Consider the following 16,589-nt stretch of genomic DNA (forward strand, 5'->3'; position numbering starts at 1 on the left):
CCCATGGAAGGTGCGGTAGCGGGCCTGGTCTTACTGATCGTGCTCGTGGTGTTCGCGATCATCATCGTTGCCAAGTCGGTCGCACTCATTCCGCAGGCCGAGGCGGCGGTCATCGAGCGGCTCGGCCGGTACAGCAAGACCGTTTCGGGCCAGTTGACGCTGCTCGTGCCGTTCATCGACAAGATCAGGGCCCGGGTTGACCTGCGTGAGCGCGTTGTGTCGTTCCCGCCGCAACCGGTGATCACCGAGGACAACCTGACGGTCAACATCGACACGGTCGTCTACTTCCAGGTGACCAATCCGCAAGCGGCCGTGTACCAGATCAGCAACTACATCGTCGGCGTCGAGCAGTTGACCACCACGACACTGCGCAACGTGGTCGGCGGTATGACGCTCGAGCAGACGCTGACGTCGCGCGACCAGATCAACGGCCAGCTGCGCGGTGTGCTCGACGAGGCGACGGGGCGATGGGGTCTGCGGGTTGCGCGCGTGGAACTGCGGGCCATCGATCCGCCGCCGTCGATCCAGGAATCGATGGAGAAGCAGATGAAGGCCGACCGGGAGAAGCGCGCGATGATCCTGACCGCAGAAGGTGTGCGCGAATCGTCGATCAAGCAGGCCGAGGGCCAGAAGCAGTCGCAGATCCTCGCCGCGGAGGGTGCCAAGCAGGCCGCGATTCTCGCCGCCGAGGCCGACCGCCAGTCGCGCATGTTGCGGGCGCAGGGCGAGCGCGCTGCCCAGTACCTGCAGGCGCAGGGCCAGGCAAAGGCCATCGAGAAGACGTTCGCCGCCATCAAGGCCGGCCGGCCCACTCCCGAGATGCTGGCCTATCAGTACCTTCAGACGCTCCCGCAGATGGCCAAGGGCGAGGCCAACAAAGTGTGGCTCGTGCCAAGCGATTTCGGAGCCGCCCTGCAGGGATTCACCAAGCTTCTCGGCGCGCCCGGCGAGGACGGCGTGTTCCGCTACACGCCGTCGCCGGTGGACGAGGACCTGCCCAAGCCGGAGGACGACAGCGACGAGGTCGCCGACTGGTTCTCCACCGACACCGATCCGGAGATCGCGCAGGCGGTCGCCAAGGCGGAGGCCGAAGCGCGCAAGACCACCCCGCCGCTCGGGTCGGCGCCGGTCAATCCGTCATTGGGTGTTCCGCCTTCGCAGGAACTGCCCGGTGGTGCACACCGCGCGCAGTAGCAGTTGACGCGCGGCGTCGCCTGGTTAGCGTGAAGGTATGGCTGTCTCCAAGACATATGCTGCGTTGGCCGCGATCCAGGCGGGCGACGCCGCCGCATGTGCGTTCAAGGCGCCGCCCGTCGTCAAAGCCTTCGACGATCTCGGTGTGCCGCAGCGGATCCGGTGGATATTTCCGGTCATCAAGTCGGCTTCGGCGGTGGGTCTGCTGGCGGCCGGGCGCTACCCGGCGCTTGGCCGGCTGACCACCGCGCTGCTGACGGTGTATTTCGTGCTCGCGGTAGGTGCCCACATCCGGGCCCACGACAAGCCCGTGAACGCGATTCCGGCAGCCGGCTTCGTGGCCACCTATGCGGCGCTGACAGCCAAGGGCACCGGCCGCGCGGCGTGACTCAGCGGGAGAAGGCCTTCTGTGCCGGAGTATCGGGTGACTTGTTCTTGCGCTGCTCGCGGCGGTGACTGCGCACCTCGAACACCAACCCGGCCACGCCGAGACCGGCGGTGCACAGCGACACCACGAACAGCATCGGACTGATATTGCCGGTCAGCGCGTCACCCAGGATGACGACGGCGGCAGTGCCGGGCAGCAGGCCTGCCACCGTGGCGAGGGTGTACGGCAGCACCCGCACCGCCGAGGCGCCCGCGGCGTAGTTCAGCACCGAGAACGGCACGGCGGGGATCATCCGCGTGGACAGGACCACCGGCCAGCCACGCTGGCGCAGGCGTGCATCGAGTGACTCGACCCGCGGATGCGATACGAGCCGGTTGAGCTGCAGACCGGCGGCCCGGATCAACAGCAACGCCAGTACCGCGCTGACCGTGCTGGCGACGACAGCGATCGCCACGCCGGTCGCGGGGCCGAACAGCAGACCGGCCGCCAGTGTGAAAGCAGTGCGGGGAAACGGGAAGACGGTCACCACGATGTGTGCGCCGAGGAAGGCGAGCGGGAACCACGGGCCGACCGAGGTGGCCCAGTCCCGCAGCTGCATCGCGGTGGGCAACGGCACGAGCAGCGCAACTGCGACGAGAATCACAATGCCCGCGAGAAGGGCGACGATGCGCCATGTCGAGAGCTGCGAAGCCGTCGTGATTACCGCAGCGCGCACGGTACGCAGGGTGCTGACTACGGCTTTCACGTCTACCAAGACTACGGGGCGTCGCCCCGCGGCCCCATTGCGCAGCGCCGTGAGTCTGCTGACCGGCGGTCAGAGCGGTGATGGCGATCATTTAGCCTGAGGGGCAAGTGGGTAGGTCACACGCTGCGACAACAGGAGATGCGGGTGTCTTTACAGGGGTCAAGCGCGATCGAAGCGGATCGCGACCAGTGGCGTGCGGGAGTCGCCGGTGTGCTCGCCAAGAGCAGTCGGCGCGAGCCGGCCGACTTGGGGCCGGAGCCCGAACGACTGCTCGATTCCCCGACCTACGAGGGTTTTGCGATCCGGCCGCTCTACACCAGCCTGGACGCGCTGCCCGAGCCCGCACTGCCCGGCCAATGGCCCTTCATCCGCGGCGGTGACGCCCTGCGCGACGTGAAGTCGGGTTGGAAGGTCGTGGAGGGATTCCCCGCGGTCTCCGGGAGCGGCGTGGACACCGTCAACGGCGCGGTGCTCGTGGCCCTCACCGAGGGCGCAAGCGCACTCGCTCTGCGGATCGGCGGGGCAGACGGTATCGCCCCGGCTGAACTCGACCGCCTCCTGGACGGGGTTTTCCTCGATTTGGTGCCGGTGATCTTCGAAGACACCGGCACGGACCTGGCCGCCACCGCCGACGCGGTGCTGTCGTTGCTGGCCGGGCTGGACGACGACCAGCGCTCGCGGTTGTCCATCGACCTGGGCGCCGACCCGTTGACGGCTCCGCTTTCCGGGCGGCCCGCGGCTGACGACGCCGACCTGCTGAGCGTGGCCGCCAAATCGGCCGGCTACCGGGGCGGGGTGCGTGCCATCACCGTGGACGGCCCGGCGTTGCACAATCTCGGCGCCAGTGCCGCCTGGGAGCTCGCGGGCTCGATCGCCGCCGCAGTCGAGTACCTGCGCATGCTGACCACTGGAGCGTCCTCGATCTCGGATGCGTTGCAACAGATCAGTTTCCGCTATGCGGCCGACGACGACCAGTTCACCACCATCGCGAAGCTGCGTGCGGCGCGGCAACTGTGGGCCCGGGTCGCCGAGGTGGTGGGCGCCGCCGATGCCGGCGCAGCCACGATCCACGCCGTGACGTCGCTGCCGATGATGGCCCAACGCGACCCATGGGTGAACATGCTGCGCACGACGCTGGCCGCGTTCTCGGCGGGTGTCGGGGGAGCCGACACCGTTCAGGTGCATCCGTTCGACGTCGCGATCCCCGGCGGGTTGGAGGGCACTTCGGCGACGTTCGCGCGGCGTATCGCCCGCAACACCCAGCTGTTGCTCCTGGAGGAGTCGCACATCGGGCAGGTGCTGGATCCGGCAGGCGGCTCGTGGTTCGTCGAGGATCTCACCGCCCAGCTGGCGGGACAAGCCTGGGCGCATTTCCAGGACATCGAAGCGCGCGGCGGATTCGTGGCGGCGCGCGACTACGTCGGCGCCCAGATCGCCGAGGTCGCCGCCAGGCGCAGTGCCGACATCGCCCATCGCCGTACCGCGATCACCGGTGTCAACGAGTTCCCGAATCTCGCGGAAAAGCCGCTGCCGCAAAGCAACTCGGCCGATTCGATCGCACGTTACGCGGCCGGCTTCGAAGCGCTGCGGGACCGCTCCGATGCGTACCTGGCCAGGACCGGAACGCGGCCACAGGTGCTCCTGCTGCCGCTCGGTCCGCTGGCCGAACACAACATCCGCACGACATTCGCGTCGAACCTGTTGGCTTCCGGGGGTATCGAAGCCGTCAACCCCGGCACCGTCGACGCGAGCGGAATCGCAGCGGCTGTCGCCGAGGCGGGGGCGCCGGCAGTCGCCGTGCTGTGTGGGACCGACGCCCGCTACGGTGCCGACGCCGGCGCGGCAGTTGCCGCCGCACGCGCCGCGGGCGTGCGCCAAATTCTGCTGGCCGGTCCGGAAAAGGCCGTAGCAGAGGCTGATTCGAAACCGGACGGCTACCTGACCGCCAAGATCGACGCGGTCGAAGCCTTGTCGAACCTGCTCACCGGACTGGGGGCCTGACATGACCGCAACAACGGGATCCGAGATCCGCAGCTTCGCCGACGTACCCCTCAACGGAGACGCCGCGGGCCAACCGGCGACACCGGAGGCAGTCGACGCGCAGGTGGCCGCTGCCGCGGCCGCGCACGGCTACACCCCCGACCAGTTGACCTGGGCCACGCCCGAAGGCATCGACGTCAAGCCCGTCTACGTCGCGGCCGACCGGGACGCAGCTGTCGCCGCGGGCTACCCGCTGGACAGCTTCCCCGGCGCACCGCCGTTCGTCCGCGGGCCCTATCCGACGATGTATGTAAACCAGCCGTGGACCATCCGGCAGTACGCCGGATTCTCCACCGCCGCGGAATCCAACGCGTTTTACCGTCGCAACCTCGCCGCGGGGCAGAAGGGTTTGTCCGTCGCGTTCGACCTCGCCACCCACCGGGGTTATGACTCCGACCACCCGAGGGTGCAGGGCGATGTCGGAATGGCCGGTGTCGCAATCGATTCCATCCTCGACATGCGTCAGCTGTTCGACGGCATCGACCTGTCGACCGTGTCGGTGTCGATGACCATGAACGGCGCGGTGCTGCCGATTCTGGCGCTGTACGTGGTCGCCGCCGAGGAGCAGGGGGTTCCCCCGGAGAAGCTGGCGGGGACCATCCAGAACGACATCCTCAAAGAGTTCATGGTCCGCAACACCTACATCTATCCGCCCCAGGCGTCCATGCGGATCATCTCCGACATCTTCGGCTACACCAGCGCCAGGATGCCGAAGTTCAACTCGATCTCGATTTCCGGCTATCACATCCAAGAGGCCGGGGCCACAGCCGATTTGGAGCTCGCCTACACGCTGGCCGACGGTGTCGAGTACATCAAGGCGGGGCTGGACGCCGGCCTCGACATCGACAAGTTCGCGCCGCGACTGTCGTTCTTCTGGGGCATCGGCATGAACTTCTTCATGGAGGTGGCCAAGCTGCGCGCGGGCCGGCTGCTGTGGAGTGAGTTGGTGGCCCAGTTCGATCCGAAGAGCGACAAATCGCTGTCGCTGCGCACGCACTCGCAGACCTCGGGCTGGTCGTTGACGGCCCAGGACGTGTTCAACAACGTCGCCCGCACGTGCATCGAGGCGATGGCCGCCACCCAAGGCCACACCCAGTCGCTGCACACCAACGCCCTCGATGAGGCGCTCGCGTTGCCGACCGATTTCTCGGCCCGCATCGCCCGCAACACCCAGCTGCTGCTGCAGCAGGAGTCGGGTACGACCCGACCGATCGACCCGTGGGGCGGCTCGTACTACGTCGAGTGGTTGACTCACCAGCTCGCCGAGCGGGCCCGCGCCCACATCAAGGAGGTCGCCGAGCACGGCGGCATGGCTCAGGCGATCAGCGACGGCATCCCGAAGCTGCGCATCGAGGAGGCCGCCGCCCGCACCCAGGCCCGTATCGACTCCGGCGCCCAGCCGGTGATCGGCGTGAACAAGTATCAGGTTGACGAGGATCAGGAGATCGAGGTCCTCAAGGTCGAGAACAGCCGGGTGCGCGCCGAACAGCTCGCCAAATTGCAGCAGCTGCGCGCCGATCGGGACGAAACGGCGACCCAGGCCGCGCTCGCCGAGCTGAGCCGGGCGGCCGGGACCACCGGCGTCGCGGGCGAAGACGGATTGGGCAACAACCTGCTGGCGCTCGCCATCAACGCGGCACGGGCCAAGGCGACGGTGGGGGAGATCTCGGACGCTCTGGAGAAGGTGTACGGACGCCACCAAGCGGAGATCCGTACCATCTCCGGGGTCTACCGCGACGAAATCGGGGGAGCTGGAAAGGTCGGCGGAATGTCAAGCGCGACCGAACTCGTCGAGAAGTTCGCCGAAGCCGATGGGCGCAGGCCGCGCATCCTCGTGGCCAAGATGGGCCAGGACGGGCACGACCGCGGCCAGAAGGTGATCGCGACCGCGTTCGCCGACATCGGCTTCGACGTCGACGTCGGCTCGTTGTTCTCCACTCCGGACGAGGTGGCGCGTCAGGCCGCCGACAACGACGTCCACGTGGTGGGCGTTTCGTCACTGGCCGCCGGACACCTCACACTGGTACCGGCGCTTCGTGACGCGCTCGCCGAGGTGGGCCGGCCCGACATCATGATCGTCGTCGGCGGCGTGATCCCGCCCGGTGACTTCGACGAGTTGTACGAGGCAGGCGCGACCGCGATCTTCCCGCCAGGCACTGTGATCGCCGATGCGGCGATCGGCCTGCTGCGCAAGTTGGCTGAGCGGCTCGGCTACCAGTTGAGCTAGGGGTATGCCTACCGTCCCTGACCTCGCCGACGCCATCCGTGCTGGTGACCGCGCCGCCTTGGCGCGTGCCATCACGCTGGTCGAATCGACCCGGGCCGATCATCGCGACCAGGCCCAACAGCTGCTGCTGCAGCTGATGCCAGATGCCGGCAAGGCACTGCACGTCGGTATCACCGGGGTGCCAGGGGTGGGTAAGTCGACGACCATCGAAGCGCTCGGCATGCATCTGATCGAGGCGGGCCACCGTGTCGCCGTCCTGGCCGTCGATCCGTCGTCGACCCGGACGGGCGGGTCGATCCTGGGGGACAAGACCCGCATGGCACGGCTGGCCGTGCATCCCGATGCCTATATCCGTCCCTCGCCCACGTCGGGAACGCTCGGCGGGGTCGCCAAGGCGACCCGCGAGACCATCGTGTTGCTCGAGGCGGCCGGCTACGACGTCATCCTGGTCGAGACGGTCGGCGTGGGACAGTCGGAAGTCACGGTGTCGAACATGGTCGACACGTTCGTCTTCCTCACGTTGGCCCGCACCGGAGATCAACTTCAGGGCATCAAGAAAGGCGTGCTGGAACTCGCCGACGTCATCGTGGTGAACAAGGCCGACGGTGAGCACGCCGTCGAGGCCAAGGGCGCCGCGCGGGAACTCACCGCGGCGATCCGGCTCATCTATCCGCGCGAAACCCTATGGCGACCACCGGTTCTCACCATGAGTGCGGTGGAGGGCACCGGATTGCCCGAGCTGTGGGAGACGGTGCTCAAACATCGTCAGGTGCTCACCGAAGCCGGCGAGTTCGAGGCACGCCGCCGTGCGCAACAGGTCGACTGGACATGGTCGATGGTGCGCGACACCGTTCTGGACCGGTTGATGTCGCATCCCGAGGTGCGCAGCATCCGGGCCGAGGTCGAACGCCGGGTGCGCGAGGGTGAACTCACCCCGGCGCTGGCCGCACAGCAGATTCTGGACGCGGCGGACTGACGGGCGGCCGGCCGCCCCGCTTACGCTGATCGCAGTGACGGCGCCGCGCGAAAGGCTGGAAGAACCCGAATGATGGATGCGAAGTCGAGATTCCGCCTGCTCGTCATCACCGTGGCAGTAGCCGGCGCGGCACTGACCGGTTGCGGCGGTGCGACAGGGGGCGGTAGCCAGCCGACTGTCGCCAAATCGAAGCTGCAGTCCCTGGCGAAAGCCGAGCTCGAGGCCGCGGCGGGCAAGAAAGCCAAATCGGTGGAATGTGAGGACGGCATCGCCGGCGTTGTCGGTGCGACGCAACGTTGCGTACTGACCGCGAAAGACGGCACCAGGATCGGGCTCACCGCGACGGTCGAAGGAGTCGACGGCGATGGCGACAAAGCCAACGTCAACGTCGACTTCAAGGTCGATGACAAGCCGATGGGATGACACCCGGGCGCGGCCGACCTAACAGATAGGTAACGCATGGAGAATTTGCCGGGGGTCCAGGTAAATTCATTAGTGTGACCGATCACATTCGGGAGCGCAGTGTGGCGCTCTCACCGGGCGTCGATGGCGCTGCGGACCGCAGCTTCGCGTGCACCGTGCGTGGTTTCGCCAAGTTGTTCCCGGGCCGGCGGTTCGGCGGAGGCGCGTTGGCGATCTACCTCGACGGCGAGCCCGTCGTCGACGTGTGGACGGGGTACTCCGACCGCGCCGGCACTCAACCGTGGACCGCCGATACCGGCGCGATGGTGTTCTCGGCGACCAAGGGCATGGCGTCGACGGTCATACACCGGCTCGTCGATCGCGGGCTGATCGAATACGACACCCCGGTGTGCGCCTACTGGCCAGAATTCGCCGCGAACGGCAAGGCCGACATCACGGTACGGCAGGTGATGCGGCACGAGGCCGGACTGTCCCAGCTCAACGGGGTGAGTAAGGCGGATCTGCTGGATCACCGGGCGATGGAAGCGCGCATCGCGGCCACGCCCGTCAATCGCCTGCTCTACGGAAAGTCCGCATATCACGCGCTGACCTACGGGTGGCTGATATCCGGGCTGGCTCGGGCGGTGACCGGTCACGACATGCGGGCCTTGTTCCGCACCGAGCTCGCTGAACCGTTGCGCACCGATGGCCTGCACCTCGGGCGCCCACCGGTCGGCGCCCCTACTCGGGCAGCTCAGATCCTCGCACCGCAGCGCACCTGGCCCAACCAGGTGTTCGATTTTTTCGCGCCCAGAGTGGCCGCGTTGGAGTTCTCCGGATTCTTCGGGTCGACGTACTTTCCCGGGGTCATGTCGTTGGTGCAGGGGGATACGCCGTTCCTCGACGCCGAGGTTCCCGCCGCCAACGGAGTCGCGACGGCTCGCGGCCTCGCGAAGATGTACGGCGCGATAGCCAACCGCGGGCGGTTCGGGGGCGCCGAGTACCTGTCGCAGCGCACCGTCGCCGGGCTCACGGGCCGGCCGAGCCTGCGCCCGGATCGGAACCTGGTGGTTCCCTTGGCGTTTCATCTCGGCTATCACTCCGTCCCGTTTAGTGTGATGCCGGGCTTCGGCCACGTCGGGCTCGGTGGTTCGGTGGGATGGGCGGACCCGGCCAGTGGGCTGGCAATCGGGTATGTCCACAACCGCCTGCTGACGCCGATGGTTCTGGACATGGCGGCCTTCGTCGGCCTGAACGCCTTGATCCGCAACGATGTGGCCCGCGCGCGTAAGCGTGGATACCTGCCGGTTCCCGAACTCGGGGCGGCGCCGTACGAGATACCCAAACCGGTCGCCGGCTAGCGCTCGACGGCGCGGGCCGATCTTGAAAATGCCCGGCGGCGCAGTTCCAGCGAACTCACCCTATGGTCGTCAGCTACCTTCTGGGTGGTGCAGGGACTCGTTAGTACCCGAAACTAGTGATTTGAATCACATCCATTCCCAGTCTTGGGAATGTGCTATCAAATCTGGGAGAACTGTCCTTCGTTAACGTGATCCAATTTGCCGTTTACGTAAATTGTGACGCGCACCACCGTTTCCGTGTGGGCCTGCCGCGCACCGGAGAGGTCGGACCTTCCGCCTCGGGGCTTGCTCGCTCGTGGCGTCAAGCATTGCGATCACAGTGAGTCTGTGGGTGTTCATCCAGTTCACGCGATCGGCGACCCTCGGCGTGGATTAGCTGAAATTGCGGTTTTGGAATGCTTCGCAAAAGTAAATAAATACTCGCAATAGAAGTTAATAGCGATTCTGCAACGCGATCCGATGTTTGCACCGCACTTGTCAGCTAACTGCCTATGTAAAAGATATGGATATTCTGAACCCCGGGCCGGAATTGCGGCGCGACCTGCGGGAAATTGAGCTTATGACAGCGTGTATTGTCAGAATTGACGTCTGCGCGGTGCCGCGCTAGACATGGTGTGCAGGCCTACCGAGGCTGGCGGATCAACGCTACAGTGCTGTGCTACAACGATTTTCGCCTTGGGGGAGACGAGAGAGATCGCGTCGTGTGCGGGTGGGGGGTCAAACTGACATACCCGACGATGTCCGGAAGACGGGCGTCCAGCAGGAACCTGATCGCCATTTTTGCGATCAGATGTTTCCAACATCGTAGTTGGCCGAAGCGCTACGCTACGCACGCGAGTTGGCAACAACTCTGACTGGATACGGGGATCCGGTAGCGTGCGTCGATGTCGACGTGGCGAACATTCTTTTCCGCGTTTTATGTTGTCCATCGATGCTTTGCCCATCGATCACATCGAAAGAGGTGAGCCGACTTGGCTGATACTTCTGTCACCCCGATTGCCGTGATCGGTATGGCCTGCCGGCTGCCAGGCGGCATCGAGTCCCCGGACCAGCTGTGGGACGCACTGCTGCGTGGTGAGGACCTTGTCACCGAGGTGCCTTCCGACCGCTGGGACGTCGAGGAGTATTACGACCCCGAGCCCGGAGTCGCGGGCCGGTCGGTGTCCAAGTGTGGCGCTTTCCTCGACGACGTCGGCGGGTTCGACGCCGACTTCTTCGGCATCAGTGAACGTGAAGCCATCGCCATCGACCCTCAGCACCGCGTGCTGCTGGAGACCGCGTGGGAGGCCGTCGAACGGGCCGGGTTCGACCCGGCATCGCTTGCCGGTTCCAAAACCGGCGTGTTCGCCGGCGTGACGCACAATGACTACGCCTATCTGGCTGCCGATACCGGATCGCTCGAGGGGCCCTACGGCTTCACCGGTACGAGCTTCTCCCTGGCGTCGGGGCGGATCTCCTATGCGCTCGGTGCGCACGGGCCCGCGGTGAGCGTCGACACGGCATGTTCGTCGGGGCTCACGGCAGTGCACCTGGCCTGCCACAGCCTGCTCGACGGCGAAAGCGACCTCGCCCTGGCAGGTGGCGTTTCGGTGTTGCTTGAGCCGCGTAAGGCGGCCTCCGGTTCCGCGGCAGGCATGTTGTCACCGAGTGGGCGCTGCCGTGCCTTCGATGTCGGCGCCGACGGGTTCGTCTCTGCCGAGGGCTCGGTGGTCGTGGTGCTCAAGCGGCTGGCTGACGCACAGCGTGACGGCGATCGCGTGCTCGCCGTGATCCGCGGTGTCGCGAGCAATCAGGACGGCCACACGGTCAACATCGCGACTCCGTCGCGCGACGCGCAGGAGTCGGTCTACCGGGCGGCGCTCGACGTCGCAGGCGTCGACGCGGCAACAGTCGGCATGGTCGAGGCGCATGGCACCGGAACCCCCGTCGGTGACCCGCTCGAGTACGCGAGCGTCGCGGCCGTGTACGGAACCGCGGGTCCGTGCGCGCTGACCTCGATCAAGACAAACTTCGGACATCTGCAGTCGGCCGCAGGCACGCTGGGGCTGATGAAGGCCGTGCTGGCCGTCCAACACGGCGTGGTGCCGCAGAATCTGCACTTCACCGCCCTGCCCGACGAGATGGCCTCGGTCGAGACGAATCTGTTCGTACCCCAGGCGGCGACGAAGTGGCCGTCCAACGGCGGTCAGCCACGGCGCGCGGCGGTCTCGTCCTACGGCTTGTCCGGTACGAACGTTCACGCCATCGTCGAGCAGGCGCCCGAGCAATCCACCGTGGCCGCTTTGCCCGCGGCGCCGGCGACCGCAGAACCGATGGTCTTCCCGATCTCGGCGAGCTCGGCAGAAGAACTGCGCCGGACCGCGCGGCAGCTCGCCGACTGGGTGACGGCCAAGCGCGTGGGAACGCCCGACGGCCCCGCGTTGGCCGATCTCGGCTACACGTTGTCCCGCAGGCGAGGCCACCGCACGGTCCGAGCGATGCTCACCGCCACCGATGCGAACGAGTTGGTGACCGCGCTCAACGAGGTCGCCGACGGCGACACCCTCAGCGAACCCGCGGTCGGACAGGGCGACCGGGGACCGGTGTGGGTGTTCTCGGGACAGGGTTCGCAGTGGGCCGCGATGGGCAGTGAGCTGCTCGCCAAAGAGCCGGTGTTCGCCGCGACGGTCGCTCAGCTGGAACCGCTGATCGAGGCCGAGTCCGGGTTCTCCGTCACCGAAGCGATGTCGGCGGCCGAGACGGTCACCCGAATCGACCGCATCCAGCCCACGATCTTCGCCGTGCAGGTTGCCCTCGCGATGACCATGAAGTCCTACGGCGTCGTGCCGGGAGCGGTCATCGGCCACTCCATGGGCGAGGTGGCCGCTGCGGTGGTCTCCGAGGCCCTCACTCTCGAAGACGGCGTGCGCGTCATCTGCCGTCGCTCCAAGCTGATGCTGCGGCTCGCCGGTGGCGGGGCCATGGCGTCTGTCGAACTGCCTGCCGCGCAAGTGCTGTCGGAGCTCGCGGCGCGCGGCATCACCGATGTGAGCCTGGCAGTGGTCGCCTCACCGCAGTCGACGGTGCTCGGCGGCGACGCGGAGTCCATTCGCAACCTCGTAGCCGCATGGGACGAACGCGGTGTCATGGCGCGCGAGATCGCGGTCGACGTGGCATCGCACTCGGCCCAGGTCGATCCCATCCTCGACGAGTTGGGTGAACAACTCGAGGAGCTCACCCCGAGCGCACCGACAGTTCCGTACTACTCGGCGACCTCCTACGATCCCCGCGACGTCGTCGAGCTCGACAGCTGGTACTGGGCCGACAACCTGCGCCACACGGTGCGATTCGCGGCCGCGGTTCAGGCCGCACTCGAGGACGGTCACCGTGTCTTCGCCGAACTGTCACCGCATCCCCTCCTCAACCATGCCGTCGACCAGACGGCCCGCAGTCTCGACATCCCCCTCACGGTGCTGGCCGCGATGCGGCGCGAGCAGGAACTCCCGTTCGGGATGCGCGGACTGCTGTCGGATCTGCACTGCGCGGGTGCCGCGGTCGATTTCTCGGTGCTCTACGCCGACGGGCAGGTGACGGACGCGCCGCTTCCCACCTGGACCCATCGCCAGTTGCTCCTCGACCGGGACGGCCATGAGAGCGGTCGCGGAGCCGCAAGCGTCGTGGTTCACCCATTGCTCGGCTCGCATGTCGTTTTGCCTGAAGAGCCGGAACGCCATGTGTGGCAGGGCGAGGTCGGTACCGAGGCTCAGCCGTGGCTGGGTGATCACCAGGTGCACAATGTCGCGGTGCTGCCCGGCGCCGCGTACTGCGAAATGGCGCTGGCGGCCGCACACACCGTGCTCGGTGAATCCGGTGAGGTGCACGACATCACGTTCGAGGAGATGCTTCTGCTCGACGAGGAGACACCGGTGTCCGCGGCGGCCACGGTGGTCTCGGAAGGCGTCGTCGATTTCGCCGTGCAGACCTACATCGCCGGTGGACTGACCCAGCGTGCCACCGCGACCCTGCGTGCGGGCGCGGCAGGCGAAGGCGTTGCGGTCCGCGACATTCAAGCGCTCCGCGCCGCTCACCCCGAGCGTGTCGAAGGTGAGGATCTGCGTTCGGCCTTCCAGGCGGCAGGCGTCCATCACGGTGCGGCGTTCGCCGGACTTGCGGCCGCCCACACCGGAGACGGTGGCACCGTCCTTGCCGAGGTCGCCCTGCCCGGCCCGCTGCGCTCGCAGCAGGGCGGCTACGGTGCGCACCCGGCCGTGCTCGACGCGTGCTTCCAGGCGGTCGTCGCCGATACCGGAGTACAGGCGGTGGCCAATGGCAGCCTGCTTTTGCCGCTCGGCGTGCGCCGGCTGCGACTGCACAACACGACCCGTCACGCGGCGTTCTGCCTGGTGCGTGTCACCGGCACCGACACGTCGGGGGTCGCGGCGGACCTGGAGGTGCTCGACGAGAACGGCACGGTCCTCATCGAGGTCGAGGGCCTGCGACTCGGCACCGGCATGTCGGAGAGTGGCCGCGCCGACCAGGTGCTCAACGAACGGTTGCTGACAATCGACTGGCTGCAGCGCGATCTGAAGGAACCCGAGCACGACCAGCCGGGTTCGTGGTTGCTGATCGACCGCGGCGGTGATCGAGATGCCTTGAGCGCCAACCTCGTTGCGGCGTTGAAAGCAAAGGGTGCCGACTGCACCGTCGTGCCATGGACCGAATCGGACAAGCAGGCGACGGCAAGCCAGATCGCCGCGCTGCGCGATGAGTCACTCACCGGTGTGGTGATCGTCGCGGGTCCGGCGTCGGCAGAGGTCGACTGGCAGGCATGCCGTCGCGGCGAGCAGTCCGTGCACGACCTGGTGCACATCGCGCAGGCGCTCGTCGACGCCCACGGTGAACTGCCTCGTATGGTCGTGTTGACCCGTAACGCGCAGCGCGTGACGGACGGCGACGCGCTCAACATGGAGCAGGCCGCGTTGCGCGGCCTCATGCGAGTCATCGCGATGGAGTACCCGCACAGCCGGGTCACCCAGGTCGACGTGGACGCCGACACCGATGTCGAGTTGGTGGCCAAGCAGGTGCTCAGCGACTCCGCGGAAGACGAAACTGCTTGGCGCCAAGGGAAGTCGTATGTGGCGAGGCTGTGCCCGGCGCCGCTGCAGGCCGATGAGCGGCTGGAAAAGGTGATCGACAACGACCGCGCGGGTACGCGCCTGCAGGTGCGCAATCCGGGCGACCTCGAGTCGCTGGAACTGGTGTCCTTCGATCGGGAGGCGCCGGGTCCCGGCCAGATCGAGGTGGCGGTCAGCACCTCCAGCATCAACTTCGCCGACGTTCTCGTGGCATTCGGGCAGTGCCCGAGTTTCGAGGGCCGCCTGCCCGAACTGGGGACGGATTTCGCGGGTGTCGTGACCGCAGTGGGGCCGGACGTGACGCGGCACAAGGTCGGCGACCGCGTCGGCGGAGTCTCCGGTAACGGTTGCTGGGGCACGTTCGTCACGTGCGATGCCGACCTTGCCGTCACTCTTCCCGAGGGTTTGACCGAGGCGCAGGCGGCGGCGGTCGCCACGGCGGCAGCGACCGCGTGGTACAGCTTGCACGATCTGGCCCGGATCACTGCGGGCGACAAGGTTCTGATTCACTCGGGCACGGGCGGCGTCGGACAGGCCGCGATCGCGATCGCGAAGGCGGCCGGAGCCGAGATCTACGCCACCGCGGGTAGCGACCAGCGTCGACAGCTCCTGCGCGACTGGGGAATCGAGCACGTATACGATTCGCGCTCGGTGTCCTTCGCCGAGGATATTCGCCGCGACACCGACGGCTACGGCGTTGACATCGTGCTCAACTCGGTCGTGGGTCCCTTGCAGCGCGCGGGCATCGAATTGCTGGCCTTCAACGGGCGATTCGTGGAGATCGGCAAGCGCGACATCTATGGCGACACCCGGGTCGGGCTGTTCCCGTTCCGGCGCAACCTGACCTTCTACGCGGTTGACCTGGCGTTGATGTCGGTGACCCACCCCGGGATCATGCGGGCATTGTTGGAGAAGGTCTTCCAGCTGACCGCGGAGGGGTATCTGCCGATGCCGCGCAGCACGCACTACCCGTTGGCCGATGCGGCCACCGCGATCCGCGCGATGGGCGGGGCTCAACACACCGGCAAGCTACTGCTCGACGTGCCACGTACCGGACAGAGCACCGTTGTCGTTCCGCCGCAAGAGGTTCCGGTATTCCGGGAGGACGGCTCCTACATCCTCACGGGTGGTCTCGGCGGTCTGGGTCTGTTCCTCGCCGAGAAGATGGCCGCGGCGGGTTGTGGCCGGATCGTGCTGAGTTCTCGCAGCCGGCCCAGTGCCGAGGCACTTGAGATCATCGAGTTGATCCGTGCCGCGGGCGGCGACATCGTGGTCGAGTCCGGAGACATCGCCGAGGACGGGACAGCGGAGCGTCTGGTCGAAGCCGCGACAGCCACCGGGCTGCCGCTGCGTGGCGTCGTGCACGCGGCCGCCGTCGTCGAGGACGCCACGTTGACGAACATCACCGACGACATCATCCAAAGGGACTGGGCGCCAAAGGTTTACGGCGCCTGGAATCTGCACGAGGCCACATCGTCGCTACCGCTCGACTGGTTCTGCGTGTTCTCCTCCGCCGCGCCGCTGGTCGGTTCGCCGGGGCAGGGCGCGTACGCCGCGGCCAACAGCTGGCTGGATGCGTTCACCTTCTGGCGGCGGTCGCAGGGGCTGCCCGCCACGACGATCGCCTGGGGTGCCTGGGCCGAGATCGGCCGCGGCGTCGCGATGGCGGCGGGCGACAATTCGATCGCACCGGACGAGGGCGCGTATGCCTTTGAATCGCTGCTGCGCTATCGGCGGGCGTACACCGGATACGCGCCGATCATGGGCGCCCCGTGGCTTGTCGCGTTCGCCGAGCGGACGCCGTTCGCCGAAATGTTCAAGTCCGCAGCGCAAAGTGGCCCGCAGGGCTCGAAGTTGCGGGCCGAGCTGAACACCATGCCCACCGAGGAGTGGCCGACGCACCTGCGCCGGGTCATCTCCGAGCAGGTGAGTCTGCTGCTTCGCCGTGCGGTCGATCCCGACCGTCCGCTGCCGGAATACGGGCTGGATTCGCTGGGCAACCTCGAACTGCGTACCCGCATCGAGGCCGAGACCGGTGTGCGCATCAACTCGATGGACATCACGACCATCCGGGGCTTGGCCGATCACCTGTGTGAGAGGCTGGCCGGCCAGGAACCCGCGACGGCGGCCTCGTGATCACCG

At 67.0% G+C, this 16,589-nt stretch carries 9 protein-coding genes; 8 read left to right on the forward strand and 1 reads right to left on the reverse strand.

Translation table 11 applies throughout. The annotated features are described in order from the left end of the window. The first annotated feature begins 3 nt into the window (after window positions 1-3). Window positions 4-1,194, forward strand: coding sequence for an SPFH domain-containing protein (locus ACRCUN_RS09905; protein ID WP_462141452.1), 1,191 nt, complete (start codon window positions 4-6; stop codon window positions 1,192-1,194). Between the two features lie 37 nt (window positions 1,195-1,231). Beyond that, window positions 1,232-1,582 (forward strand): DoxX family protein, encoded by a 351-nt coding sequence (locus ACRCUN_RS09910; protein ID WP_462141453.1) that lies wholly within the window; start codon window positions 1,232-1,234, stop codon window positions 1,580-1,582. 1 nt (window position 1,583) lies between these two features. On the opposite strand, the gene ACRCUN_RS09915 is transcribed toward ACRCUN_RS09910, so the two are convergent. Next, complete coding sequence (locus ACRCUN_RS09915; RefSeq protein WP_462141454.1) at window positions 1,584-2,327, reverse strand: TVP38/TMEM64 family protein; 744 nt, start codon at window positions 2,325-2,327, stop codon at window positions 1,584-1,586. Window positions 2,328-2,465: 138 nt separating this feature from the next. Between ACRCUN_RS09915 and mutA the strand changes: the two genes are divergently transcribed. From mutA to pks2, 6 genes are all read left to right on the forward strand, one after another. After that, entirely contained in the window at window positions 2,466-4,328 is a 1,863-nt protein-coding gene (mutA, locus tag ACRCUN_RS09920) for a methylmalonyl-CoA mutase small subunit (protein WP_462141455.1), read from the forward strand. Between the two features lies 1 nt (window position 4,329). Beyond that, on the forward strand, window positions 4,330-6,594 hold the full coding sequence (gene scpA / locus ACRCUN_RS09925) for a methylmalonyl-CoA mutase (RefSeq protein WP_462141456.1): 2,265 nt from the start codon (window positions 4,330-4,332) through the stop codon (window positions 6,592-6,594). A 4-nt stretch (window positions 6,595-6,598) separates the two neighbouring features. After that, the gene (gene meaB, locus ACRCUN_RS09930) at window positions 6,599-7,570 is read left to right on the forward strand and encodes a methylmalonyl Co-A mutase-associated GTPase MeaB (protein WP_462141457.1); all 972 of its coding nucleotides are present in this window, start codon (window positions 6,599-6,601) and stop codon (window positions 7,568-7,570) included. 72 nt (window positions 7,571-7,642) lie between these two features. Further along, a complete protein-coding gene (locus tag ACRCUN_RS09935; protein ID WP_462141458.1) occupies window positions 7,643-7,993 on the forward strand; it encodes a DUF4333 domain-containing protein in 351 nt (116 codons plus the stop codon). Window positions 7,994-8,067: 74 nt separating this feature from the next. Then, window positions 8,068-9,333 (forward strand): esterase/beta-lactamase LipL, encoded by a 1,266-nt coding sequence (lipL, locus tag ACRCUN_RS09940; protein WP_462141459.1) that lies wholly within the window; start codon window positions 8,068-8,070, stop codon window positions 9,331-9,333. Between the two features lie 971 nt (window positions 9,334-10,304). Beyond that, complete coding sequence (gene pks2, locus ACRCUN_RS09945) at window positions 10,305-16,583, forward strand: sulfolipid-1 biosynthesis phthioceranic/hydroxyphthioceranic acid synthase (RefSeq protein ID WP_462141460.1); 6,279 nt, start codon at window positions 10,305-10,307, stop codon at window positions 16,581-16,583. Window positions 16,584-16,589 lie beyond the last annotated feature (6 nt).

This window comes from Mycobacterium venezuelense, from assembly GCF_054919535.1.

Coding starts and splice junctions, on each gene's coding strand:
- meaB (WP_462141457.1), top strand. CDS start 6,599: ATGCCTACCGTCCCTGACCTCGCCGACGCCATCCGTGCTGGTGACCGC.
- ACRCUN_RS09935 (WP_462141458.1), top strand. CDS start 7,643: ATGGATGCGAAGTCGAGATTCCGCCTGCTCGTCATCACCGTGGCAGTA.
- ACRCUN_RS09905 (WP_462141452.1), top strand. CDS start 4: ATGGAAGGTGCGGTAGCGGGCCTGGTCTTACTGATCGTGCTCGTGGTG.
- scpA (WP_462141456.1), top strand. CDS start 4,330: ATGACCGCAACAACGGGATCCGAGATCCGCAGCTTCGCCGACGTACCC.
- mutA (WP_462141455.1), top strand. CDS start 2,466: ATGCGGGTGTCTTTACAGGGGTCAAGCGCGATCGAAGCGGATCGCGAC.
- ACRCUN_RS09910 (WP_462141453.1), top strand. CDS start 1,232: ATGGCTGTCTCCAAGACATATGCTGCGTTGGCCGCGATCCAGGCGGGC.